The 22,024-nt window shown below is 66.2% G+C and carries 22 protein-coding genes and 1 pseudogene; 14 read left to right on the forward strand and 9 right to left on the reverse strand.

Features of this window, described 5'->3' with window-relative positions:
* Window positions 1–64 precede the first annotated feature (64 nt).
* The 3 genes from D1F64_RS06855 to D1F64_RS06865 all read left to right on the forward strand — a co-directional run bounded on the left by D1F64_RS06855 (window position 65) and on the right by D1F64_RS06865 (window position 2,665).
* Window positions 65–1,069, forward strand: a complete 1,005-nt coding sequence (locus D1F64_RS06855; RefSeq protein WP_248304647.1) for an ABC transporter substrate-binding protein — start codon at window positions 65–67, stop codon at window positions 1,067–1,069.
* Window positions 1,070–1,164: 95 nt separating this feature from the next.
* Complete coding sequence (locus D1F64_RS06860) at window positions 1,165–1,923, forward strand: ABC transporter permease (protein ID WP_248304648.1); 759 nt, start codon at window positions 1,165–1,167, stop codon at window positions 1,921–1,923.
* Window positions 1,883–2,665: an ATP-binding cassette domain-containing protein gene (locus D1F64_RS06865; protein ID WP_248304757.1), complete on the forward strand. Its 783-nt coding sequence runs from the start codon at window positions 1,883–1,885 to the stop codon at window positions 2,663–2,665. Before D1F64_RS06860 ends, D1F64_RS06865 begins: the two co-directional genes overlap by 41 nt.
* Window positions 2,666–2,710: 45 nt before the next feature.
* Here the strand turns inward: D1F64_RS06865 and D1F64_RS06870 are convergent.
* A pseudogene (locus D1F64_RS06870) lies at window positions 2,711–3,717 on the reverse strand (LacI family DNA-binding transcriptional regulator); the annotation flags it as partial.
* 312 nt (window positions 3,718–4,029) lie between these two features.
* Here D1F64_RS06870 and D1F64_RS06875 point away from each other — a divergent pair.
* From D1F64_RS06875 to D1F64_RS06895, 5 genes are all read left to right on the forward strand, one after another.
* The gene (locus D1F64_RS06875; RefSeq protein ID WP_117411820.1) at window positions 4,030–5,571 is read left to right on the forward strand and encodes a sugar ABC transporter ATP-binding protein; all 1,542 of its coding nucleotides are present in this window, start codon (window positions 4,030–4,032) and stop codon (window positions 5,569–5,571) included.
* Window positions 5,564–6,577, forward strand: coding sequence for an ABC transporter permease (locus D1F64_RS06880; protein WP_117411821.1), 1,014 nt, complete (start codon window positions 5,564–5,566; stop codon window positions 6,575–6,577). Before D1F64_RS06875 ends, D1F64_RS06880 begins: the two co-directional genes overlap by 8 nt.
* A 90-nt stretch (window positions 6,578–6,667) precedes the next feature.
* Window positions 6,668–7,621: an ABC transporter substrate-binding protein gene (locus D1F64_RS06885; RefSeq protein WP_117411822.1), complete on the forward strand. Its 954-nt coding sequence runs from the start codon at window positions 6,668–6,670 to the stop codon at window positions 7,619–7,621.
* Window positions 7,622–7,795: 174 nt separating this feature from the next.
* Window positions 7,796–8,851: a sugar phosphate isomerase/epimerase gene (locus tag D1F64_RS06890; RefSeq protein WP_117411823.1), complete on the forward strand. Its 1,056-nt coding sequence runs from the start codon at window positions 7,796–7,798 to the stop codon at window positions 8,849–8,851.
* A gap of 17 nt (window positions 8,852–8,868) precedes the next feature.
* Window positions 8,869–10,044: a Gfo/Idh/MocA family oxidoreductase gene (locus D1F64_RS06895; protein WP_117414479.1), complete on the forward strand. Its 1,176-nt coding sequence runs from the start codon at window positions 8,869–8,871 to the stop codon at window positions 10,042–10,044.
* 306 nt (window positions 10,045–10,350) lie between these two features.
* Here D1F64_RS06895 and D1F64_RS06900 read toward each other — a convergent pair whose 3' ends face one another.
* A complete protein-coding gene (locus D1F64_RS06900; RefSeq protein WP_205470678.1) occupies window positions 10,351–11,472 on the reverse strand; it encodes an NADH:flavin oxidoreductase/NADH oxidase in 1,122 nt (373 codons plus the stop codon).
* A gap of 92 nt (window positions 11,473–11,564) precedes the next feature.
* Window positions 11,565–12,650: a polymer-forming cytoskeletal protein gene (locus tag D1F64_RS06905; protein ID WP_162901367.1), complete on the reverse strand. Its 1,086-nt coding sequence runs from the start codon at window positions 12,648–12,650 to the stop codon at window positions 11,565–11,567.
* 299 nt (window positions 12,651–12,949) lie between these two features.
* Between D1F64_RS06905 and D1F64_RS06910 the strand changes: the two genes are divergently transcribed.
* From D1F64_RS06910 to D1F64_RS06930, 5 genes are all read left to right on the forward strand, one after another.
* Window positions 12,950–13,936 carry a thiamine pyrophosphate-dependent dehydrogenase E1 component subunit alpha gene (locus D1F64_RS06910; protein WP_117411826.1) on the forward strand — a complete coding sequence of 329 codons (987 nt, stop codon included), beginning with the start codon at window positions 12,950–12,952 and terminating at the stop codon, window positions 13,934–13,936.
* Between the two features lie 56 nt (window positions 13,937–13,992).
* Window positions 13,993–15,015 carry an alpha-ketoacid dehydrogenase subunit beta gene (locus D1F64_RS06915; protein ID WP_117411827.1) on the forward strand — a complete coding sequence of 341 codons (1,023 nt, stop codon included), beginning with the start codon at window positions 13,993–13,995 and terminating at the stop codon, window positions 15,013–15,015.
* Window positions 15,012–15,254, forward strand: coding sequence for a biotin/lipoyl-containing protein (locus tag D1F64_RS06920; RefSeq protein ID WP_117411828.1), 243 nt, complete (start codon window positions 15,012–15,014; stop codon window positions 15,252–15,254). The genes D1F64_RS06915 and D1F64_RS06920 overlap by 4 nt, the downstream gene beginning before the upstream one ends.
* Window positions 15,251–16,003, forward strand: coding sequence for a hypothetical protein (locus D1F64_RS06925; RefSeq protein WP_117411829.1), 753 nt, complete (start codon window positions 15,251–15,253; stop codon window positions 16,001–16,003). Before D1F64_RS06920 ends, D1F64_RS06925 begins: the two co-directional genes overlap by 4 nt.
* 65 nt (window positions 16,004–16,068) lie before the next feature.
* The gene (locus tag D1F64_RS06930) at window positions 16,069–16,458 is read left to right on the forward strand and encodes a hypothetical protein (protein ID WP_117411830.1); all 390 of its coding nucleotides are present in this window, start codon (window positions 16,069–16,071) and stop codon (window positions 16,456–16,458) included.
* Between the two features lie 25 nt (window positions 16,459–16,483).
* Here D1F64_RS06930 and D1F64_RS06935 read toward each other — a convergent pair whose 3' ends face one another.
* The gene (locus D1F64_RS06935; RefSeq protein WP_117411831.1) at window positions 16,484–16,900 is read right to left on the reverse strand and encodes a rhodanese-like domain-containing protein; all 417 of its coding nucleotides are present in this window, start codon (window positions 16,898–16,900) and stop codon (window positions 16,484–16,486) included.
* Entirely contained in the window at window positions 16,900–17,631 is a 732-nt protein-coding gene (locus tag D1F64_RS06940; protein ID WP_205470679.1) for an MBL fold metallo-hydrolase, read from the reverse strand. Before D1F64_RS06940 ends, D1F64_RS06935 begins: the two co-directional genes overlap by 1 nt.
* A gap of 436 nt (window positions 17,632–18,067) precedes the next feature.
* Here D1F64_RS06940 and D1F64_RS06945 point away from each other — a divergent pair, with 436 nt between their 5' ends.
* Window positions 18,068–18,355, forward strand: a complete 288-nt coding sequence (locus tag D1F64_RS06945) for a hypothetical protein (protein WP_205470680.1) — start codon at window positions 18,068–18,070, stop codon at window positions 18,353–18,355.
* 72 nt (window positions 18,356–18,427) lie between these two features.
* Here the strand turns inward: D1F64_RS06945 and D1F64_RS06950 are convergent, their stop codons facing one another.
* The 4 genes from D1F64_RS06950 to D1F64_RS06960 form a co-directional block, all read right to left on the reverse strand.
* Window positions 18,428–19,297 carry a class I SAM-dependent methyltransferase gene (locus D1F64_RS06950; protein WP_117411832.1) on the reverse strand — a complete coding sequence of 290 codons (870 nt, stop codon included), beginning with the start codon at window positions 19,295–19,297 and terminating at the stop codon, window positions 18,428–18,430.
* Between the two features lie 419 nt (window positions 19,298–19,716).
* Window positions 19,717–20,604, reverse strand: coding sequence for a cation diffusion facilitator family transporter (locus tag D1F64_RS06955; protein ID WP_117411833.1), 888 nt, complete (start codon window positions 20,602–20,604; stop codon window positions 19,717–19,719).
* 112 nt (window positions 20,605–20,716) lie between these two features.
* Entirely contained in the window at window positions 20,717–20,857 is a 141-nt protein-coding gene (locus D1F64_RS23180) for a hypothetical protein (protein ID WP_162901368.1), read from the reverse strand.
* A complete protein-coding gene (locus tag D1F64_RS06960) occupies window positions 20,854–21,873 on the reverse strand; it encodes a glycosyl hydrolase family 18 protein (RefSeq protein WP_117411834.1) in 1,020 nt (339 codons plus the stop codon). The genes D1F64_RS23180 and D1F64_RS06960 overlap by 4 nt, the downstream gene beginning before the upstream one ends.
* Window positions 21,874–22,024: the final 151 nt, after the last annotated feature.

Raw genomic sequence — 22,024 nt, forward strand, 5'->3', positions numbered from 1 at the left:
TCCGGCCGCGCGCCGGCGGGCGGGCGTGACCGGTTCCAGCCGGAACCGCCGTTGGGAGGACCACATGGGCATTTTCAAGACGTTGGCCGCCGGCTGGTGCGACACAACCGGCGTGCGCAGGCCATCCGCCGCGGCTTTGGCGCTTGCGGGCGTTGCCGCTCTCGCATCCGTGGCGCTCACACCTGCCGCGCAGGCCGCGGAAACCATCCGCATCGGCGTGCTGAAGTTCGGCACGGTCAACTGGGAACTGGACGTGATCCAGCGCCACAAGCTGGATGAGGCCAACGAGATCTCGCTCGATGTGGTGGAGCTTGCCAACAATCAGGCGACCACGGTGGCGCTGCTGTCGGGCGACGTGGACATGATCGTCTCGGACTGGCTGTGGGTCTCGCGCGAGCGCTCCCTGGGCAAGAAGCTGACCTTCGTGCCGTACAGCTCGTCGGTGGGCGCGATCATGGTGCCGCCCGGATCCGGCATCAAGACGCTGGCGGATCTCAAGGGCAAGACGCTGGCGGTGGCCGGCGGGCCGCTCGACAAGAGCTGGCTGATGCTGCGTGGCCTGGCAAAGAAAGAATATGGCTTCGACCTGAAGGACGAGACCGAACAGGTGTTCGGCGCGCCGCCGCTGCTGGCCAAGAAGGCGGAGCAGGGCGAAGTGGACGCTGTGCTCAACTACTGGCACTACAGCGCACGGCTGGAAGCCAAGGGGTTCACCCAGCTGATCGGCGCCAACGATGCGGCGATGAAGCTCGGCGCCCGCGGGCCCATCTCGGCCATCGGCTACGTGTTCAACGAGGACTGGGCGAATGAACACGTGGGCGCGGTGAAGAACTTCATCCAGGCGTCGCGCGATGCCAAGGAACTGATGCGCACCTCGGACGCCGTCTGGGAGGAGCTGCGCGCGGCGACCCGCGCGGGCGATGACGCGACGCTGGCTGCCTTGCGCGACCGGTTCCGCGAGGGCATCCCCGACCGCCCCATCGCCGAGGAAATGGAAGACACGGCGCGGATCTACGATGTGCTGGCGGAGATCGGCGGCGAGAAGCTGGTCGGCCCGCCAAGGCGATGACGCCAGGCACCTTCTGGCCCGTGCTGGTCAATGGGTCCTGACGGGTCGGGCGGAGTGTCCATGGCGGGCCTGACGGACGATGGGGAGCACGCGCCTTGCGAAGCCTGACGCGTCTTCCCATCGGCCTGCTGTCGGTGGCCGGGTTCCTCGCCCTGTGGGCGGGGATCGCCGCCATCGCCGGCAGCTCCGACGTGCCGGGACCGCAGGCCGTGGTCTCCTTCATGATCCGCGAGGCGCTGGCGGGCGAGCTGTTCCCGCATCTCGGCATCACGCTTGCCCGGGTGGTGGCGGCCTTCGTCATCTCCATGACCATCGGCTCGGCCATCGGCGTCGCGATGGGCCAGCACCGGACGCTCGACCGGGTGCTTGATCCCTGGGTGATCCTGATGATCAACATGCCGGCGCTGGTGGTGATCGTGCTGTGCTACATCTGGATCGGCCTGACGGAGGCCGCGGCCATCACCGCCGTGGCGCTGAACAAGATCCCCAACGTGGTGATCACCCTGCGCGAGGGAGCGCGGGCGCTGGATCCGCAGCTCGGCGAAATGGCGAAGGTCTACAAGTTCTCGCGCGCCCGCATGCTGCGCCATGTCATCGTGCCGCAGTTGCAGCCGTTCATCGCGGCGGCCGGGCGCTCGGGCCTGGCGCTGATCTGGAAGATCGTGCTCGTGGTGGAACTGCTCGGCCGGTCGAACGGTGTCGGCTTCCAGATCCATCTCTATTTTCAACTTTTCGATGTGGCGGCGATTCTCGGCTACGCTCTGGCCTTCGTCATCGTGATGCTCGCAATCGAATTTTTCATGGTGCAGCCCCTTGAAGCCCATCTCAACCGCTGGCGGCCGAAACCGGCTTGAGGTCGCGATCCGCCGCAAGGGCTTCGATATCGCCGAGGGCGGTTCCATCGAGGTGCTGCGCGATCTCGCCTTCACGCTGGAGCCCGGGACGTTTACCTGCATGATCGGGCCGTCGGGCTGCGGCAAGACGACCGCGCTGCGCATCATCCTCGGTCTGGACGACGACTATCAGGGCGCAATCCGTCTGCCCGACGCCCGGCGCGAGGCCGGCGACGCGGACACCGACGGCGGCGCGCGCATCGCCGCGGTGTTCCAGGAGCCAAGGCTGCTGCCGTGGCGCACGGTGGAGCAGAACGTGCGCCTGGCGCTGCCGCCCGGAAGCACGCCGGATCTCGACGCGCTGTTCGCAACGCTGGGCCTTGAGGAGATGCGCGACCGCTACCCCTCCGAGCTGTCGCTGGGGCTGGCGCGCCGCGCGGCCCTGGCGCGCGCCTTCGCCGTGATGCCGGATATCCTGCTGCTGGACGAGCCGTTTGTGTCGCTGGACGAGCGCACGGCGGAGCGGCTGCGCAGCCTGCTGGAGACCCTGTGGCAGACGCAGCGCGCCACGGTGCTGATGGTCACCCATAATGTGCGCGAGGCGGTGCGTCTGGCCGACCGGCTGCTGCTGGTGGGCGGCCATCCGGCGTCCGTGGTCGGCGACGTCGCCGTGCCGCTGCCGCGCGCCGGCCGTGGCAAATGGGACGCCAGCGGTTTTCTTGACGACTTGTGCGAGACCTATCCCGAGACGGTGCACATCTGAATCGGGCTCAGTGCCTTCAGTTCCTGGGCCCCAGGCATCGCCGCCCGGCGGCGCGGTGCTGCCGCGGATGATCAGCTCGGTGGGCAGAATGACCGGCTCCTTCGGTGCGTCCTTGCCCGCCAGCATGTCCAGCATCACGGTCATGGCCTCCTCGCCCATCTTGCGGCGCGGCTGGCGCACGGTGGACAGCGGCGGCACCGTGCAACTGGCGAACTGGATGTCGTCGAAGCCGATCACGGAAAAGTCGCGCGGCACCGCATGGCCGCGCGCGCTCAGCGCCAGCATCACGCCGATTGCCATCTCGTCGTTGGCGCAGAAGAAGGCCGTGGGCAGCGTGTCGCGCATGAACAGCCGCTCCACCGCCTGACGGCCGCTCTCGATGGAGAAATCCCCGCCAGCACCAGCGCCTCGTCAACGGCGATTCCCGCCGCGATCAGCGCCTGATTGTAGCCGGCGCGGCGCTGGACGGAGAGAATGTTGCCCGACGGTCCCGCGATGTGGGCGATGCGCCGGTGTCCCTGCTCGATCAGGTGATGGGTGGCGCCGCGCGCCGTTTGCACGTTGTCGATACCGACAAAAGGGGCAGCCTCATCGGGTAGCATTTCCGAAATCGCGATGACCGGCGGCAGCCGCGTGGGCGTGGCGCCGGCGCCCCACGGCAGGTTGCCGGTCAGCAGCACCAGCCCGTCGGCCTTGTGCGAGCGGGTGAAGGCGAGATAGGTCGCCTCGATTTCGGGGTCGCGCTCGGTGTTGCCGATCAGCAGACCGTAGCCGCGCTTGTTGGCGACACTCTCAAGCCCCTGCAGGATGTTGGAGAAGAACGGATTGCCGATGTCCGGAATCATCACGAGGATCATCCGCGACGACTGCCGGCGCAGGTTCTGCGCCATGGCGTTGGCCATGTAGCCGGTGCGCGAGATCGCCGCGTGCACCCGCTTGCGCGTACTCTCGGCGACTTTTTCCGGTGAATGAATGGCCCGGCTGACCGTGGCGATGGAGACGTCCGCGATTCGCGCGACGTCCTCGATCGTGGCCGGCTTGCTGTGCTGCAAAAGGGTCTCCCGCTGCCCGTCGGATGGCTGGCACCTGATCCGGCGTCGTCCGAACGACTCCGCCGTCTTACTGTGTGGCGCGGTGGCGATGATAGCCCGAATGATGGCGAAATTGAAAATGTTTGCACTTTTTATGAAAAGGTTTACATTGGCTGAAACGTGGGGAAAAGAGACGTTCATTCGTCCGCCCCGTGAGGCCCGTCGCCGGCGGCGTAATCCCGTTCGGGAATCGCCAGAGGCAATGGCGAGCCTGCCGTCGTGACCGCACCTGTTCTTTGGGAGGAGAGCACCGTGTCGCAAGCCGCCACAGCCATGGACGCCACCGGTGCGACCGCAGACTCAGCCCCCGTGCTGCTGCAGGGCCGCGGCATCAGCAAGTCGTTCGGCGACGTGCAGGTCCTGTTTTCCGTCGACTTCGACATCCGCGCCGGCGAGGTGCATGCGCTGCTGGGCGAGAACGGCGCCGGCAAATCCACCCTTATGAAGATCCTGACCGGCTTCCTGCGCCCCACGCTGGGGCAGCTGATGCTGGGCGGCGAACCCGTCGTGCTGCCGCCGAACGGCGCCGCCGAGGCGCTGGGCATCGTGCTGATTCACCAGGAGCTCAACCTCGCCGCCGAACTGACGGTGCAGGAGAACATCTTTTTGGGCCGCGAATTGCGCCGCGGCTGGTTCCTCGACCGCGCCCGCATGCGCGCGCTCACCGAGGACGTGCTGGAGCGCCTGCATGTCGATCTCGATCCCGATACGCGGATCAAGGATCTCGCCGTCTCCGACAAGCAGATGGTGGAGATCGCCAAGGCGATGAGCCGCGACGCGCGCGTGCTGGTGATGGACGAGCCGACGGCGGCACTGAGCGCGGCGGAGACGGTCTCGTTCTTCGAGCAGGTGCGGCGGCTGCGCGATCAGGGCGTCGGCATCGTGTTCATCTCGCACAAGCTCGACGAGGTGAAGTTGCTCGCCGACCGGGTCACCATCCTGCGCGACGGCCAGAGGATCACGACACGGCCGGCCTCCGGACTCAGCGAGGAAGACATGGCGCGCGCCATGGTCGGGCGTGAACTCAGCGACATGTTCCCGCCCAAATACGAACCGGACGTGGATGCGCCAATAGTGCTGGAAGGCGAGGGGATTTCGGTTGCCGGCGAAGTGACGAACGCCGCGTTCCAGTTGCGCAAGGGCGAGATTCTCGGCATCGCGGGCCTGGTCGGCGCCGGCCGCACGGCGCTGTTCGAGGCGGTGGCGGGTCTGCGCCGCATGGACGCCGGCAGCCTGCGCCTGCGCGGCGAGCAAGCCCGATTCGAGACACCGGCGCAGGCGTCGCAGGCGGGCATCGCCTATCTCACCAAGGACCGCAAGGGCAAGGGGCTGCTGCTCAACATGAACAGCCGCATCAACCTGACGCTTCTGGCGCTCGAGCGCTTCACCCGGCACGGGCTGATCGACGAGCGGCACGAGGAACTGGCCCTGGCGCGCGCCAATCGCCGCTTCGACATCCGCGCCCGCGACCCCGGCGCACTTGTGGGCAGCCTGTCGGGCGGCAACCAGCAGAAGCTGCTGCTGGCCAAGGTGATGGAGATCGAACCCGAGATCATCATCGTCGACGAGCCGACGCGCGGCATCGACGTGGGCACCAAGCAGCAGATCTATCATTTCCTGGCGGCGCTGGCGGCCGAGGGCAAATCCATCGTCCTGATCTCGTCGGAACTGCCAGAGATCATCGGCATGTCGCATCGGGTCGCGGTGATGCGGGCGGGCGGCATCGTCGGCCTGCTGGAGGGCGACGAAATCGAGGAGCACGAGATCATGCGCTACGCCGCCGGTCTCAAGAACAAAGTGGACGCCGATGCCTGATTTTGTGCGCAACATGGGGCTGCTGCCGCGGTCGTTCGAGTTCGATTTCCGGACCTGGGGACCGCTGTTGGCGCTGATCGCCCTGATCATCGTCGGCACGCTGGTGAACCCGGCGTTCCTCAGCTACGGCAACATATCCAACATCCTGACCCGCAGCGCCTTCATCGGCGTCATCGCCGTGGGCGCCACCTTCGTCATCACCGCCGGCGGCATCGATCTGTCCGTGGGCGCCATGGCCGCCTTCATCTCCGGCGTCATGATCATCGCCATGAACGCGGCCGCCGGCTCGGTCGACAATCCCTATGTCGTGATCGCCATCGGCGTCGTGCTGTCGCTGGGGCTGGGGTTCGCGGCCGGGGCGCTGAACGGCCTGGTCTCGACGCGCGGCAAGATCGAGGCCTTCATCGTCACCCTCGGGACGATGGGCATCTTCCGCTCGCTGGTGACCTATCTCGCCGACGGCGGCACGCTGTCGCTCGACTTCGCCATTCGCGGCGCCTACCGCCCCGTCTACTACGGGGCGATCTTGGGTATCCCGGTACCGGTGGTCGTCTTCGTGGTGATCGCGGCGCTGGGCTGGGTGCTGCTCAACCGCACGCGCTTCGGCCGGCACTGCTTCGCCATCGGCTCCAACGAGGACGTGGCGCGCTACTCCGCCGTCCAGGTCGACCGGGTCAAGACGCTGACCTACATGCTGCAGGGCCTGTGCGTGGCGCTGGCGACCATCATCTACGTGCCGCGCCTGGGTTCCGCGTCGTCGTCCACCGGGGTGCTGTGGGAGCTGGAAGCCATCGCCGCGGTGATCATCGGCGGCACGGTGCTCAAGGGCGGCTACGGCCGCATCGGCGGCACGGTCATCGGCGCGATCCTGCTGACGATGATCGGCAACATCCTCAACCTCACCGACGTGATCTCCAATTATCTCAACGGCACGGTGCAGGGGATCATCATCATCGTGGCTGTCTATCTGCAGCGCGGAAGCTGGCGCAAGGACACGGGAAAATAAGGTCCCGCAATCGAACGGGACGCTAGATCCCGGTCTGAAAAAGGGCACGCGACAATCGCGGCCGTTCACCAAAACAGGGAGTGCAATGCGATGACACTGAAGGCAAAACTGGCGGGTATCGCCTTATCCGCCTTGATGGTGCTGCCGGGCGTGGCGGCGGCCGCGGAGAAGGTCAAGATCGGCGTGTCGATCCCGGCCGCGACCCATGGCTGGGCGGGCGGCCTGAACTGGCACGCCGCCGAAGCCAAGAAGCGGCTGGAGGCGACCTATCCGAACCTCGAGATCGTGCTGGTGACGGCGAGCGGCCCGACGCAGCAGGCCAACGATCTGGAAGACCTCGTGTCGGTGCACAACATCAACGCCCTGGTGATCCTGCCGTTTGAATCCGAGCCGCTGACGGAGCCGGTGCGCCGGGTCAAGCTCAGCGGCGCCTTCATCACCGTGGTGGATCGTGGCCTGTCGCAGCCCGGCATCGAGGATGTCTATGTGGCGGGCAACAACCCGGAACTGGGCCGCGTCTCGGCCGAATACATGAAGGAAAAGCTCGGCGGCAAGGGTGACATCGTGGTGCTGCGTGGCATCCCGACGGTGATCGACGACGAGCGCGTCGAGGCCTTCCAGAAGGGCATCGAGGGCACCGACATCAAGATCCTCGACATGAAGCACGCCAACTGGAACCGCGACGACGGCTTCGAGGTGATGCAGGACTTCCTGTCGCGCTTTCCCAAGATCGATGCGGTCTGGGCGCAGGACGACGACATCGCCCTGGGCGTCATAGAGGCGGTCAAGCAGGCCGGGCGCGAGAAGGAGCTTTTCATCGTCGGCGGCGCCGGCATGAAGGACATCATCAAGCGGGTGATGGACCACGATTCGCTGGTCCCCGTGGACGTGCTCTATCCGCCGGCGATGATCGCCACGGCAATGGAAGTCACGGCGCTGAAATACGTCTCCAACGCCGTGATCCAGGGCCGCTACATCCTCGGCGCGCCGCTGGTCACGCCGGAGAACGCTGAGGAATTCTATTACCCCGACAGCCCGTTCTAGAAACCTCCCGTGCCTCGGGCATCCCGCGGTCACCGGACCGCGGACACGATGCCCGGGCACCTCCGCACCCGGCGGGGGCGCGCGGCCCATCACGCGCGCTCCCCGACGCCCGCGGCACAAGCGCGTGTGGCCGGCAAGAGATCCGGGCGACATCCTTTTCGACGAGGCAGAGACATGAAAACCATGAAGGGCCCGGCGCTGTTCCTCGCCCAGTTCGCGGGTGACGACGCGCCGTTCAATTCGCTCGACGCGATCGGCGCCTGGGCGGCGAGCCTGGGCTACAGCGGCGTGCAGATCCCGAGCTGGGACGCGCGGCTGTTCGACCTCGGCCTGGCGGCCTCCTCGCAGACCTATTGCGATGAGATCAAGGGCATGCTCGCCGGCCACGGTCTGGAGATCACCGATCTGTCGACGCATCTGCAGGGGCAGCTTGTCGCCGTGCATCCGGCGTTTGACGAGGCGTTCGACGGTTTCGCGGCGCCGGAAGTGCGCGGCAATCCCAAGGCGCGCCAGCAATGGGCCGTGCAGCAGATGCATCTGGCCGCCGCCGCCTCAAGAAATCTTGGGCTGCATTCGCACGTGAGTTTTCCCGGCGCGCTGGCCTGGCCCTATGTCTATCCCTGGCCGCAGCGTCCCGCGGGGCTGGTGGAAGCGGCGTTCGACGAACTCGCCGCGCGCTGGCGGCCGATCCTCGACGCCTATGATGAGGCCGGCGTCGACGTCTGCTTTGAAATCCATCCCGGCGAGGACCTGCACGACGGCGCCAGCTTCGAGATGTTTCTCGAACGCGTCGGCAATCATCCGCGCTGCTGCATCAACTACGATCCCTCGCATTTCGTGCTGCAGCAGCTCGACTACCTCGCCTTCATCGACATCTATCACGAACGCATCAAGGCGTTTCACGTCAAGGACGCGGAGTTCAACCCGACCGGCCGCCAGGGCGTCTATGGCGGCTACCAGTCGTGGGTCGACCGGGCCGGGCGCTTCCGCTCGCTGGGTGACGGACAGGTGGATTTCGCCGGCATCTTCTCCAAACTGGCGCAATACGACTACGACAGCTGGGCGGTGCTGGAATGGGAGTGCTGCCTGAAGCATCCCGAGGACGGGGCGGCGGAGGGCGCGCCCTTCATCCAGGATCACATCATCCGCGTCACCGAGCATGCGTTCGACGACTTCGCGGGCGCCGGCACCGACGAGGCCGCCAACCGGCGCATGCTGGGACTGAGCTGAACAGCGGGAGGACGATGATGACCATCGAGGGACGCGACGAAACGGCGGCGGGATCTCCGATCCGGCTGGGCATGGTCGGCGGCGGGCAGGGCGCGTTCATCGGCGGGGTGCACCGCATCGCCGCGCGGATGGACGGGCATTTCACGCTTGTCGCGGGGGCGTTGTCGTCGGATGCGGCGCGCAACCGCGCCTCGGGACGGGAACTGGGGCTTAGCGACGACCGCGTCTACGACGATTTTGCCGCCATGGCCGAGGCGGAGGCCGCCCGGCCCGACGGCATCGAGGCGGTGGCCATCGTCACGCCGAACCATCTGCACTTCGGCCCCGCCAAGGCATTCCTTGAAGCCGGTATCCACGTGATCTGCGACAAGCCGCTGACCACGACGCTTGCTGAGGCGCGGGAGCTGGCCGGGATCGTCGCGCGCAGCGGCAAGCTGTTCGTGCTCACGCACAATTACACCGCCTATCCGATGATCCGTCAGGCGCGCGCGATGGTGGCCGAAGGCGTGCTCGGCGACATCCGCGTGGTCCAGGTGGAATACGCCCAGGACTGGCTGACCGAGCCCCTGGAGCGCACCGGCAACAAGCAGGCGGAGTGGCGCGCCGATCCGAAACGCTCGGGCGCCGGCGGCTGCATCGGCGACATCGGCACCCATGCCTACAATCTGGCGGGCTTCGTCTCGGGTCTGATGCCGGAAAGCCTGCTGGCCGAACTCTCCACCTTCGTCGAGGGGCGGCTGCTCGACGACAACATCGAGGTGCTGCTGCGCTATTCGACCGGCGCGCGCGGCATGCTGTGGGCAAGCCAGGTGGCGCCGGGCAACGAGAACGGGCTGCGGCTGCGCGTCTACGGCTCAAGGGGCGGGCTGGAATGGGCCCAGGAAGAACCCAACAGGCTGTGGTTCACGCCGTTCGGCGAGCAGAAGCGGTTGATCACCCGCGCCGGTGCGGGAGCGGGCGCGGAGGCCGCGCGCATGAGCCGGGTGCCGGCCGGCCATCCCGAAGGCTATCTGGAGGGCTTCGCCAACATCTATGCGGAAGCCGCGAGCGCCATGCGCGCCGCGCGTGACGGCACGCCGCCGGATCCCGCCGTCACCTATCCCACCGTCGGCGACGGCGTGGCCGGTCTCGCCTTCATCGAGGCCTGTATCGAGTCGTCGGGCAAGGGCGGCATCTGGGTTTCGCTGGAATAGGCGCCCGCCGTCCTCTGCGGGGCATCGAAGATGCGGCCCATCCTTCGAGACGGGCCTTCCGGCCCTCCTCAGGATGAGGTCATCGTGTTGATGGGTCAGAAAATCGTAACACGCACTGCCTCATCCTGAGGAAGCCGCGCAGCGGCTGTCTCGAAGGATGGGCGTCCGGGGGGCGCTCGGCTGACAGGAGTACGGGCGGGGGAGGCAGGTTGGGACGAGTGAAACCCCTCACCCGGCGCAGTCGCGCCGACATCTCCCCTTGGGAGAGGTGAGGAAGGCGTTGAGCGCCACGCATACCGGATTCGTTTACCGGCCGACCAGTTGCCGCCGCTTGTCGAGCCACCAGCCGTATTGCTTCGGCCAGGTCGCAAAGGCCGTGTCGGCGCCCAGCGCATCCGCCGCGTGCAGGGGCCAGTTGGGATCGGTGAGCATCTCGCGGCCCAGCGCGACGATGTCGGCCTGGCCCGAGGCGACGATCGCCTCGGCCTGTGCAGGCTCGAAGATCAGCCCGACAGCCTGGGTCTTCATACCGGTCTCGCGGCGGATGCGCTCGGCGTAGGGGACCTGGAAACCGGGCTCGGGTGCGGCGCGTTTGGCCGCTGTCGCCGAGCCTGAAATGCCGCCCGATGAACAGTCGACGACATCGACGCCGCGCGTTTTGAGTTCCCCGGCGAGCCACACGCTGTCGTCGAGCGACCAGCCGTCGGGCGACCCGTCGACCGAGGAGATGCGTACGAACAGCGGTTTTTGCTCCGGCCAGACGGCGCGCACCGCGTCGACCGTCTCAAACAGCGCGCGGGCGCGGTTCTCGCGCGATCCGCCGTAGGCATCGTCACGTTTGTTGGAGACGGGAGAGAGGAAACTCGCCAGCAGATAGCCGTGGGCGGCGTGGATCTCCGCGACATCGAAGCCGCACCAGTCGGCGCGGCGGGCGGCGGACGCGAAGTCGGCGACCGTCTGCGCGATGTCGTCGATGGTCATGGCGCGCGGCACCAGCCAGCCGTCGTCGACCGGCAGGGCGGAGGGCGCGAGCGTCGGCCAGGCCATGTCGCCGGCAGCAAATTCGGCCCCGGTCAGCGCCGCATTGCCCTCCCAGGGGCGCTGCATGGAGGCCTTGCGGCCGGCATGGCCCAACTGGATGCCGGAGGCGGCGCCATGGGCGCGCAAAAAGCCGGTGATGCGGGCGAGCGCCGCCGCGTGCTCGTCCGACCAGATGCCGAGATCGCCGTGAGTGATGCGGCCGATGCGCGAGACGGCGGCGGCCTCGGTGAACACCAGCCCCGCGCCGCCTTGCGCGAATTTGCCCAGATGCACCAGATGCCAGTCGTTGGCGAGACCGTCGCCGGCGGAATACTGGCACATGGGCGAGACGGCGATGCGGTTGCGTAGCGTGACATCGCGAAGCGTGAGCGGCGTGAACAGGGTCATGGATACTCGCGGGCGGGACAAGGAAGGATGGCGCGGCGGCGCCTTTGGGACGACGTCTGCCACACCACCCTATAACACGATCCGGCTGTTCGTCAGACCGTCCGGAGCCTCCCCCACAGTTCCACCGCCGCGGCGCCCATTGCGGCGGCGACGGCGAGGACGACGAGGACCACGCCGACGAAGGGAATGAGGAACACCGCGGTCACGATGAGCGCGCCGAGCAGCGACCAGCTGATGCGCGCGCCGCGCGGCCGGTCTTCCGCCGCGCCGTTCTTGCGGTCGAGCATCAGGCCGATGCAGTAACCCAGCGCCGTCAGCCCGAGCAGCTTGACGCCGCCGAGGCTCACCATCAGGGCGACCCCCAGCGGGATCGCGAAGATCGAAGCAAACGCAAGCCCCATCAGAATGCAGCCGATCAGCACGCCCGCGATGCCGATTCCCAGGCTGGACCAGGGCTGTGTGCGCAGGCGCACCGTCGCGTCGGCGACGAGGCGAGGGAAGACAAGCTGGACGAGAGCGATGAGAACGAAGCTGGCGATCACCCAGCCCACCGCGATGGCGATGCCGACGCCCAGGATCGCCATGCCGATGCGGGTCATCTGTGGCAGCGTGCTGTCGATGTGGCGGATCGCGCCGCCGATGGTGGCGCCGGCGGCGACCTCTGGAGCCGTATCGCCGCGATAGATGAGATCCCCGGTGATCGTCGCCTCGGGACCGACGACGATGCGCTCGGCGAAGAGATCGGCCTTGCCCGAAATGGTGCCGTTGATGGTGACCTGACGGGCCGCCGCGCGCAGGCTGCCGCCGATCGCGCCGTCGACATCAATGGTCTCCGCCGCCATCCGGGCGTCGCCGCCGACCGAGCCGCTCGACGTGATGCGCAGGCTGCGGGCCGCCGCGACGATGTCGTCGCGAATAACGCCGGAGACGGTCACCGTGTTTCCGGCGGCGATCATGTCGGACATGCTGCCGCCGCGTTGCTCCACCGCGTAGCCGGCGACGATCGCGTTGACGATGCTGGCGGCGTCGAACGTCACGTAGCGGCCGGCGGCGAAGACATCGTCGCTGACGTCGGCGGTGACCGTGACCGAGCGCCCGGCGAGAAACTGCACGTCCGCATGGCTGCCCGACAAGGTGACGTTCTCACGTGGCTCGTCTTCCGCAAATGCGGCGGGCACGGTGCATGCCGCGGCGAGAAGCCCCGCCAGGCAGACAGCGCGTGTGGTTCTGATGCATCGAAGGGAGAACATGACGACCTCTCTCACAGGGATGAATGTACCTTGTCAAATCTTGCAGGATCTGGAGCGCGCGTGCCTTGTGATGGGTCAAATCGGTGGTGCCGTTTTTCGTTTGGCGGCGCTGGACCCCTGTCATTTCTCTTGATGCATCTCAATGCCCCGGGCCGTGGCCTTCCGTAGGGTTTCGTTGTGCCGGGACGCTGTGCGCACCCGGCCAAAAGCCAAGGGGAGGAGGCGCAATGACGCCGACGCATGAACAGCTTGCCTGGATGTACGAGAGGATGGCCAAGGCGCGTTACTACGAGGACACGCTGGCGGCGATCTACATGGAAGGCAAATCGCCAAAATTCGACATCGGATCCGGGCCGGTGCCCGGCGAGATGCATCTTTCTGCCGGACAGGAGCCATGCGCGGCCGGCGTCTGCGTGCATTTGCGCGACGACGACACCGTGACCGCGACCCACCGGCCGCATCACGCGGCGATCGCCAAGGGCGTGGATCTCAACAAGATGACGGCGGAAATCTTCGGCAAGAAGACCGGGCTCGCCGGCGGCCGCGGCGGACACATGCACCTGCTCGACCCGAAGGTGAATTTCGCCTGCTCGGGCATCATCGCGCAAGGCGCCGGGCCGGCGGTGGGCGGCGCGCTGGCTGCGAAGATGCAGGGCAGGGACAGCGTCGCCGTCTCCTATCTCGGCGATGGCGCGGCGAACCAGGGCGCGTTCCACGAGGCGCTCAACCTCGCGGCGGTGTGGAAACTCGGGGTGATCTTCGTCATCGAGGACAATTCCTGGGGCATCTCGGTGCCCAAGTCCAAGTCGACGGCGGTCAAGGACAATTCGGTGCGCGCGGCCGCCTACGGCATTCCAGGCGTGCATGTTGCCGACAACGACACGCTGAAGGTGTTTGCGGCGGCGGGCGACGCGGTGAAACGCGCCCGCGCCGGCGAGGGGCCAAGCCTGATCGAGATCGAGACCTATCGTTACTACGGCCATTTCCAGGGCGATCCGGAACTCTACCGGCCCAAGGGCGAGGTGGCGGCATTGAAGGCCAAGGACCCGATCGACCGGTTGGCAAAACACATGGTCGAGGCTGGCGCCGCGACCCAGGCTGATCTCGACGGTATCCGGGCGCGGGTGAAGGCGGAGGTCGACGCGGCGATCCAGTATGCGCGCGACAGCGCCTATCCGGAGCCGGAAGAAGCGCTGGAGCACGTCTTCGCCTGAGTTTCACCAATCTCGCGCGCCTCAAGCGCCGCAGTCCCGCATCCGGGGAGGATACAATGCAGAGCAATCGAGTGCTGACCATCTCCCGTGCCATGGCCGAGGCCATCGGCCAGGAAATGAAACGCGACGAACGGGTGTTCGTCATGGGCGAGGATATCGCCACCTATGGCGGCATCTTCGGCGCCACAACCGGGCTTCTGGACGAGTTCGGCGAGGAACGCGTCCGCGACACGCCGATCTCCGAGACCGGCTTTATCGGCGCGGGCGTCGGCGCGGCCATGGCCGGCATGCGGCCCATCGTGGAACTGATGTTCGTGGATTTCTACGGCGTCTGCATGGACGCGATCTCGAATCTGGCGGCCAAGAACATCTATTTCTCCGGCGGCAACTGCACCGTGCCGATGGTGCTGATGACGGCGACCGGCGGCGGCTACAACGACGCGGGCCAGCATTCGCAGGCGCTGCACGCGACCTTCGCGCATCTGCCGGGCATGAAGGTGGTGGCACCAAGCAACGCCTATGACGCCAAGGGGCTGATGATCTCGGCGATCCGCGACGACAGCCCGGTGATCTTCATGTTCCACAAGGGGTTGCAGGGACTGGCTTGGATGGACTGGCCGGAGACGGCGGCCGCTGTGGTGCCGGAAGACGCCTACGAGATCCCCTTCGGCAAGGCCAACGTGCTGCGCGAGGGCAAGGATGTGACCATCGTGGCGCTGTCGATGATGGTGCACCGGGCGATGGAAGCGGCGGGCGAACTGGCGAAGGAGGGCGTCGATGCGGAGGTCATCGATCTGCGCACGCTGGTGCCGCTGGACCGCGAGACGGTGATTGCCTCGGTGAAGAAGACCGGGCGGCTGATCGTCGTCGACGAGGATTATTCCAGCTACGGCATGACGGCGGAAATCATCGCTTCTATCGCCGAGGAGGATCCCGCGATGCTGAAGGCGCCGCCCAAGCGCATCGCCTATCCCGATATCCCGGTGCCCTACAGCCGGCCCATGGAGAACTTCGCGCTTCCCGATGCGCAGAAGATCATGGCTGCGGCGCGGGCCATGCTGCCCAGGGTGGCCGCATGAGCGAGGTGCGGATTCCCGATGGCCTCTGGGACACGGGCCGGATCCCCGAGGCCATCGTCGCCAACTGGTTCTACGCCGACGGCAGCGACGTGACAGAGGGTGCGACGATCGCGGAAGTCATGGCGGAGAAGACCAGTTACGATATCGGAGCGCCCGACAGTGGCCGGCTGACGATTCTGGTGCCCAAGGATGGCGTGGTGACGCCGGGCACGGTGATCGGCCGGATCGAGCCGGCATGAGCGTTCTGCTGGCCGCCGCCACCGCTGAATCCGCGGACCCGCCGCTTGAGACGCTGTATCTGCTCGAGCCGGCGCCGGCGGAGGAGCGCCTGGCGAGGATCGCGGCCATGGCGGAGGCGGTTGTCGCGGGCGCGCGCCCGCCTTTCCTCTTGGTCTGGCGCGCCTTGCCGGCGCTTGTGGTGACTCGTTCGCAGACGCGGCTTCCCTCATACGCTGACGCCTGCGAGGTGATGGCGGGCGAGGGCTGGCCGGTGGTGGTGCGCGCCAGCGGCGGCGGCGCCTTCGCCGTGTCGCCCGGCACGCTGCAGGTGAGCGTGATCACGACCCGCGAGCACGCGGGCGGGGCGTCCTTCGACGCGATGTACCGGGCGCTGGCGGAGCCTTGCATCGCGGCGCTGGAGCGTCTCGGCGTGCGGGCGCGCATCGGCGCGGTGGCGCGCGCGCCCTGCGCCGGGGGCTACGACATCGCCGCAGGCGGCCGCAAGATCGGCGGCTTGGCGCAGCGCTGGCGCGGCGACGGCGCGGTCATCGTCGAGGCGTCGCTGATCATTGACGCCGATCCATTGGCGTTTGCCGGAACGGTCAACCGGTTCCACGCGCTGGCCGGCAGCGACTGGAGTTGCGACCGCTCGTCCGTGACCAGTGTCGCCGCAGTGCAGGGATTTGCATTCGCAGGCGCGCCCGACGCTGTGGTGCGTTGTGCCGCTCTGCTGGCTTCAGCGCTTGCAGGATTTAGGATTCCGCCGTGATGCCGGTCGATTGAGACCTGCTGAGCCTCTTCCATGCAGCGCGCAACCGCAGGAGGACCTTCGCCATGGACGCCGACCGCATCCTGGGCTTCGCAATCGACCGCGCCGGCGCGGTCAACACCTACTGGAACATCTATATCGCCGTCGCGTCGACCGTCATCGGGGCGGTTATCTCGCTGTCGGGCTCCGACGCAACGGTTTCCGCGCCGGCGATCAAGCCGGTGCTGGCCGGCGCCTTCATCGTCTTCGCGCTCTCCAATCTGGGGGCCATCAAGCAGCTCGGGCGCCTGCGCAGCGCGTTATTGGCCATGCTTCCCGGGGAGATGGACAACCGCGCCGCGATCGTTGAAAGCCTGAAGCCCCGGAGCGCGGCGGTCTACACCGGATTCCATCTGACGCTCGATGTCCTGGTGCTCGCCGTCATCTTTCACCAGGACCTTCCCTGGCCGGGGTAGAGGACGGCCCGGCAGGGCAATGGCGTCAGGGCCTGTAGGGCGCGTTCTGCTTCCAGCCGATCAACCCGGTCTGCAGCACCACGACGTTCTCGCGGCCTGCGACCCTCAGGGCAAAAGCCGCCTGCGCCGACAGGCTGCCGGTGTTGCAGAAGACGACGACCTTCCCGTCGTCGGGGATTTCGTCGATGCGCCCCAGCACCTCGCGCCACTCGATGTTGACCGCGCCGGGAATGGTCTCCGCCGAAAATTGCTCCGCGTCGCGGGTGTCGATGAACAGGATGTCGGGGAAGACGTCCTCGGTCAGTTGCTCCGGCACGATGATGCCCGCGTCATAGGGCGCGAACTCCATGTAGCCCTGCATCGCCTCGATGGCGTCCTCGTCAGCCCGGACCGGGAGCGCGACCAGGCAGGCCGCCAGCGCCGCGATCAGCATCGCCCGCATCACTCGAACTCCATTTCGGTGAACACCTGACCGGCGTTCTTGGTGGCCAGTTCATCGAACGTGTCCAGGCGGGCGTAGGGGCTCTGGTCGACATAATAGGCCTCGTCCAGCGTGCCGCCGTTTTCCAGCACCTCCGCGATCTTGCCGCGCAGATAGACGAGATAGTCCTTCGTGTAGCGGCGCACCTGGTCGACGTTGGTGGGATGGCCGTGGCCGGGGATCACGTAGAGCGCGCCCAGCGCCTCGAAATTCTCCCAGCTCTCCAGCCAGTCGGCGGTGTTGGTGTCGGAAAAGATCGGCGGCATGCGCTCGTGGAACGCCATGTCGCCGGCGATCACCAGCCTCTGCTCCGGCAGCCAGACGGCGATGTCGCCGGGCGAATGCGCCGGGCCGAGGTTCTTCACCTCGATGCGCATGCCGCCCATCTCGATGACCTTCTCGTCCTCGAACGTCTCCGTCGGCAGCACGATCTCTGTGCCCTCGGCCTTCTCGCGGTTGTAGCGCTGCATGGAGGCGAGCGCCTGCGCGCCGCGGTCCTCGAACTCGGCCGCGGCGTCCTCATGCGCCAGGATCGGCACGCCGAGCTCCGCCCAGTAGCTGTTGCCCAGCATGGCGTGGCCCTGGCCGTTCTCGTTGATCACCAGCTTGACCGGCTGGTCGGTGATTTTCCTGATCTCGTCGTGCAGCGCCTTGGCCAGCAGGTAGGCGGAGGAGCCGTTGACGACCACCACCCCGTCGCCGGTGACGATGAAGGAGAGATTGTTGTTGTGGCCGGAATTGTCATAGCCGGGAGGGCGGTGGCGCCGATGGCGGACCAGACGTTCGGGATCACTTCGATCGGTTTGGAGTAGAGCAGGGATGCGGGATACTGGTCAGGGATGTCCTGGCTCGCCGTCGCGGGGCATGCGATCAGCGCCGCGAGCAGGCCGGCTATGGTCCATGCCGACGCCCTCACCCGGCTCCCGGCAGTCATATGCGGAAATCTCATGGCGTGTCTCCCGTTGTCTTCCGCTTCAGGCGGTGGTTTGCCATCACTATACATTCAAAGTAATGAATGTGAATAGGAACATGACCGCGGTTTCCGGCCTCTGGTTCCCTGCGCTATAGTGGCGGCGCCTGTTGTCGCCCCGCAGAGGCGTGCGAGGCGCCGTTGCAATGGAGCAAGTCATGGCCGACGAACTCGACGCGCTGCTGCTGGATCTGGTGGAGTGGGTCGCGGAGAAACCCCGCGCCTATGCGGATGTGATGGACGCATGGCGGACGTCGTGCCCGAGGCTGACGGTCTGGGAGACGGCGCGGGACGAGGATTTCGTCACACGGGTGTGGGACGGGCACGGCGCGATGGTCGAGGCGACGCCGAAGGGGCTGCGCCATCTGGCGAAAAGCGGCCGCGCTACGCTCCATTCCGGGGGCGGTGGCGATCGCATCGACCCGGTGACGCCGCGGCCCGCGTGACAGCGCTTTCCATGGCAGATGAATGGCCGGGCGCCGGCTTGCGCCGGTTGGCGGGCCGCCGCTGCAGGCCTCCTACAGGCTGATGAGGCGCTCGATCGGCATCGCCTCTGCCTCTTCCCTGGGGCGGGAGAGGTAGAACTCGGCGAGCAGGTTTCCCGTCTTTTCTTCCGGCGTGGGATCGATGTCGAGCGATCGCAATGTTTCAAGGACCTGATCCGTCTCCTCTTGCGAGGCGAAGCGGCGCTGCACGAAGGTGCGTTCGGGCAGTTTTTCCGTCACGTAGCCCCATTCCGCGATTTCCTCCTCGATGGCGTCGAAGGGAAACATACGCAGCACGAAGTTGGCGAGCCACGGTTTTTCGCCCTCGGTGATCACGGGCAGCAGCCGCGCGAAGGTTTTCTCCGTAACGTAGCCGATGCAGCCGGTCGAGGTGACCAGATCCACCGCCGACAGCTCGGCGCGGGCGGCCTCGGGCAGCGGATCCGTTTCCAGATTGATCGCCAGGCCTTCATCCAGCAGTCCGGCCTTTGAGGCGTAGCCCACGGCCTTTTCGGCCTGATCCAGGCCGATGACCTCGATGTCGCTGTTGACCCCGAGCGTGTCGAAGAAGCGGCGGTCCGTGCGGACCACCTCGTCCGATCGTGCCGGATCCGAGGCGGAGGCGCTCCAGTGGTCGTAGAGTTGCGGCAGCGAAAGATCGTATTTCAGAAGCGCCGCGTTGACCCCGTAGGAGCAGCCAAGATCCAGCACGCGGATGGTGTGCCGGCGCCGGGCCCGCAGGTGACGGACCAGCGTGTCGAACACCGGCTGGGCGGCGCCGGGAATCGCATAGCCGTACTTCCTCAGTTCCCGGAAATAGCCGCGCGGATCCGCCTGATTGTAGATGTGATCCATGTTGAACTTGGCTTCGTTGATCTCCTCGAAGGCAATCTCGTCGCTCATCGCGGTCTCCCTTTCACAGCGCGTCGCGGCACAGGCCGGCTGCGGAGCCCGCAGCGACTGATTGGCTGGAGCACCGGCGCGGATCGCGCGAGGACCCTGCCGCCGCAGGATGCGTGCACGTGACGATGTGTATTTATGATTAGGATTTCTAATATAGTGAAATGAAAATCGAATGCAAATTCTTGAACTTAAATTTTCGATATGGAAATATAAGAATGACAAAAGATTGTAATAAATAAATATCGAGGGCATCGTACAAGACAAAGAGAGGGATCTAGTAAATATTACGACGAAATATATTGAAAAATGTACAAAATTATTGGGTATTGTCTTGAAAGATAGTCAAGGATATCGATTTTCGGGTGCCTTGAGATGTTGCACGGCGCCAGCGGCACCGCGTGGCGCGCCGATGGCGCCGCCTACAGCACAATCACGCCCGAATGTTTCGCCTTTTCCTCGGGCTCGACGTGAATCGTGATCACGGAGCCCTTGATGTCGGCCTGAAGCGCCGCCTCGATGTTGTCGCAGATGGCGTGCGCGGCGGAGACGGTCAGATCGCCCGGCACCACCAGATGGAAATCGATGAAGGTGATGCGGCCGGCCTGACGGGTGCGCAGGTCGTGCGCCTCCAGCGCGCCTTCCCCGGCCTCCGAGATCTGCGCGCGGATGCGGTCGAGGATCTCGGCCGCGGGCGCCTCGTCCATCAGGCCGCTGACGCTTTCCTTCACCAGGACCCAACCCGACCACAGGATGTTGAGCGCCACGAAGCCGGCCAGCAGCGGATCGAGGATCAGCCAGCCGGTGTAGATCGCCAGAATGATGCCGGCGGCGACGCCGATGGAGGAAAACACGTCCGTCATCAGGTGGCGGCCGTCGGCTCTCAGGGCGGGCGAGCGCCGGGCGCGCCCGGCGCGGATCAGCACCACGGCCCAGATTCCATTGAGCACGCTGGCCACCGCGTTGAGCCCCAGCCCCTGCCAGGGGGCGTCGATGGCGCGGGGAACCTCAAAGGCCTGCCAGGCCTCGTAGAACACCGACACGGCCGCGAGAACGATCAGCACGCCTTCCACAACGGCGGCGAGATACTCCGCCTTGTGGTGTCCGTAGGGATGGTTGCGGTCAGCCGGTTTGGCCGAGTAGCGCACGGCGATGAATGCCGCGCAGGCCGCCGCCACATTGACGATGCTCTCAAGCGCATCGGAATAAAGCGCGATCGACCCCGTCAGCGCAAAGGCCGCATATTTCAGCGCCAGCACCAGCACGCCGATGCCGATGCTGCCCAGAGCGAGTTTCGAGACGTGATCCATTCGATGTGCGTAGGCGGCGCAGGCCAAGGCGTCAACGGGGAAGGTGGGGCGAGGGTGGAAAACGCAGTGCGGACGCGCGGCAACAGCGATGGATGGGGGCCGGTGTGGTCAATCAGTTGCACGCGCCGGGAGCGTCCGCCAGCGCGTTGGCCATTTCCGCCGCCCAGTCGTCGGCTTTCGATCCCAGCACCGACCAGTTCCACTCCATGACGCCGGCGGATCGCGCGCCGGGGATGGTCTTTGACGTGATCACCGAGCACAGGATTTTCTGGCAGCCCGCGAAGAAGGGGCGTTGGGCGCCGTCTGGCAGTTCTGCCCTGGCGCGAGGCCCGCGGCGAGCGTGCCGGCATTGATGCTCAGGCTGGGACACGCCGGGTTGCCGGGCGTGCCGCACGTCGCGCTTGTGGGGCAGGCGAAGGGTTGCAGGTCCTGCGCCACGGCGGCCGGGACATCGGCGACGAAACCGCCGGAATAATACTGCCGGTTGATGATGCTGGCGGTGAGCCCGGCGTTGAGCAGCGCGCAGGTCTGCCAGCGCACGGAAGTGAAGGCGTCCGCCGTGATGCCGGCGGTCAGCGGCCACGTGAGCTCGGGCTCGCCCGGGTCGCTGTCGGACGGCGTATAGGGGGCGATGGAAACCGGCGGTCGCGGCGACAGCGCGGCGATCTCGCTTGCGAGCGTGATGAAGCCGGTGGTGTTGCTGGCGAGCGGCGCGCCAGGCGTATTGGCGCTGTCCTCATAGTCCAGATCGATGCCGGTGACATGATAGTCCTTCATGAACCGCGTCAGCCCGGCCATGGCCTTGGCGATGTCGGGGCCGGAGTGGTTGGTGAAATAGTTGAAGGTCTCCGGGTTGGAGCCCGCGCCGATCGACAGGTAGACGGCCTTGCCGTTGTCCGCGAGTGCCTGGATGGCTTTGGCGAGATCGGTGTGCACGCCGCCCTGATCATACGGGTCATAGAGGTTCCACACCCATTTCGGATCTTGCGGATCGGTCTTGCATGAGGTCGGCTTGCCGCCGGAGATGACCGGGTCGCAATAGTTGAGGAAGGCGAAGATGATGGTCGTGAAGTCGCTGTTCGCCAGGGCGGAGATTTCCGAGGTGGAAATCGTATCGCCGGTTGTGGTCAGCGGCTGCGGCGTCGCTTCGATATACAGCGTGTTGAGGTTTTGCGCGCGCGCATCGCCCGACAGGCCGCAGCTCAGGCTCGCCGCTGCGAGCATCACTGCCCCGCAGGCCAGGACGGCGGATGGTTTGATGAAAATCATTTGAAATCCTCCTTCGCGGAAGAGGCGAAAAAACGCGTCCAATGGAAGACTGGAATCTTATCGGAATGACGCGGTGATTTCATCCGTCAAAGTGACCTAGCGGAATGTCCGGTTTGCCGGGCGGGGTGTTGCCTTTTGGGAGGTGCGAAGA

Origin of the sequence: Breoghania sp. L-A4, from assembly GCF_003432385.1 — a bacterium.
In the GTDB taxonomy this organism is placed as follows: domain Bacteria; phylum Pseudomonadota; class Alphaproteobacteria; order Rhizobiales; family Stappiaceae; genus Breoghania.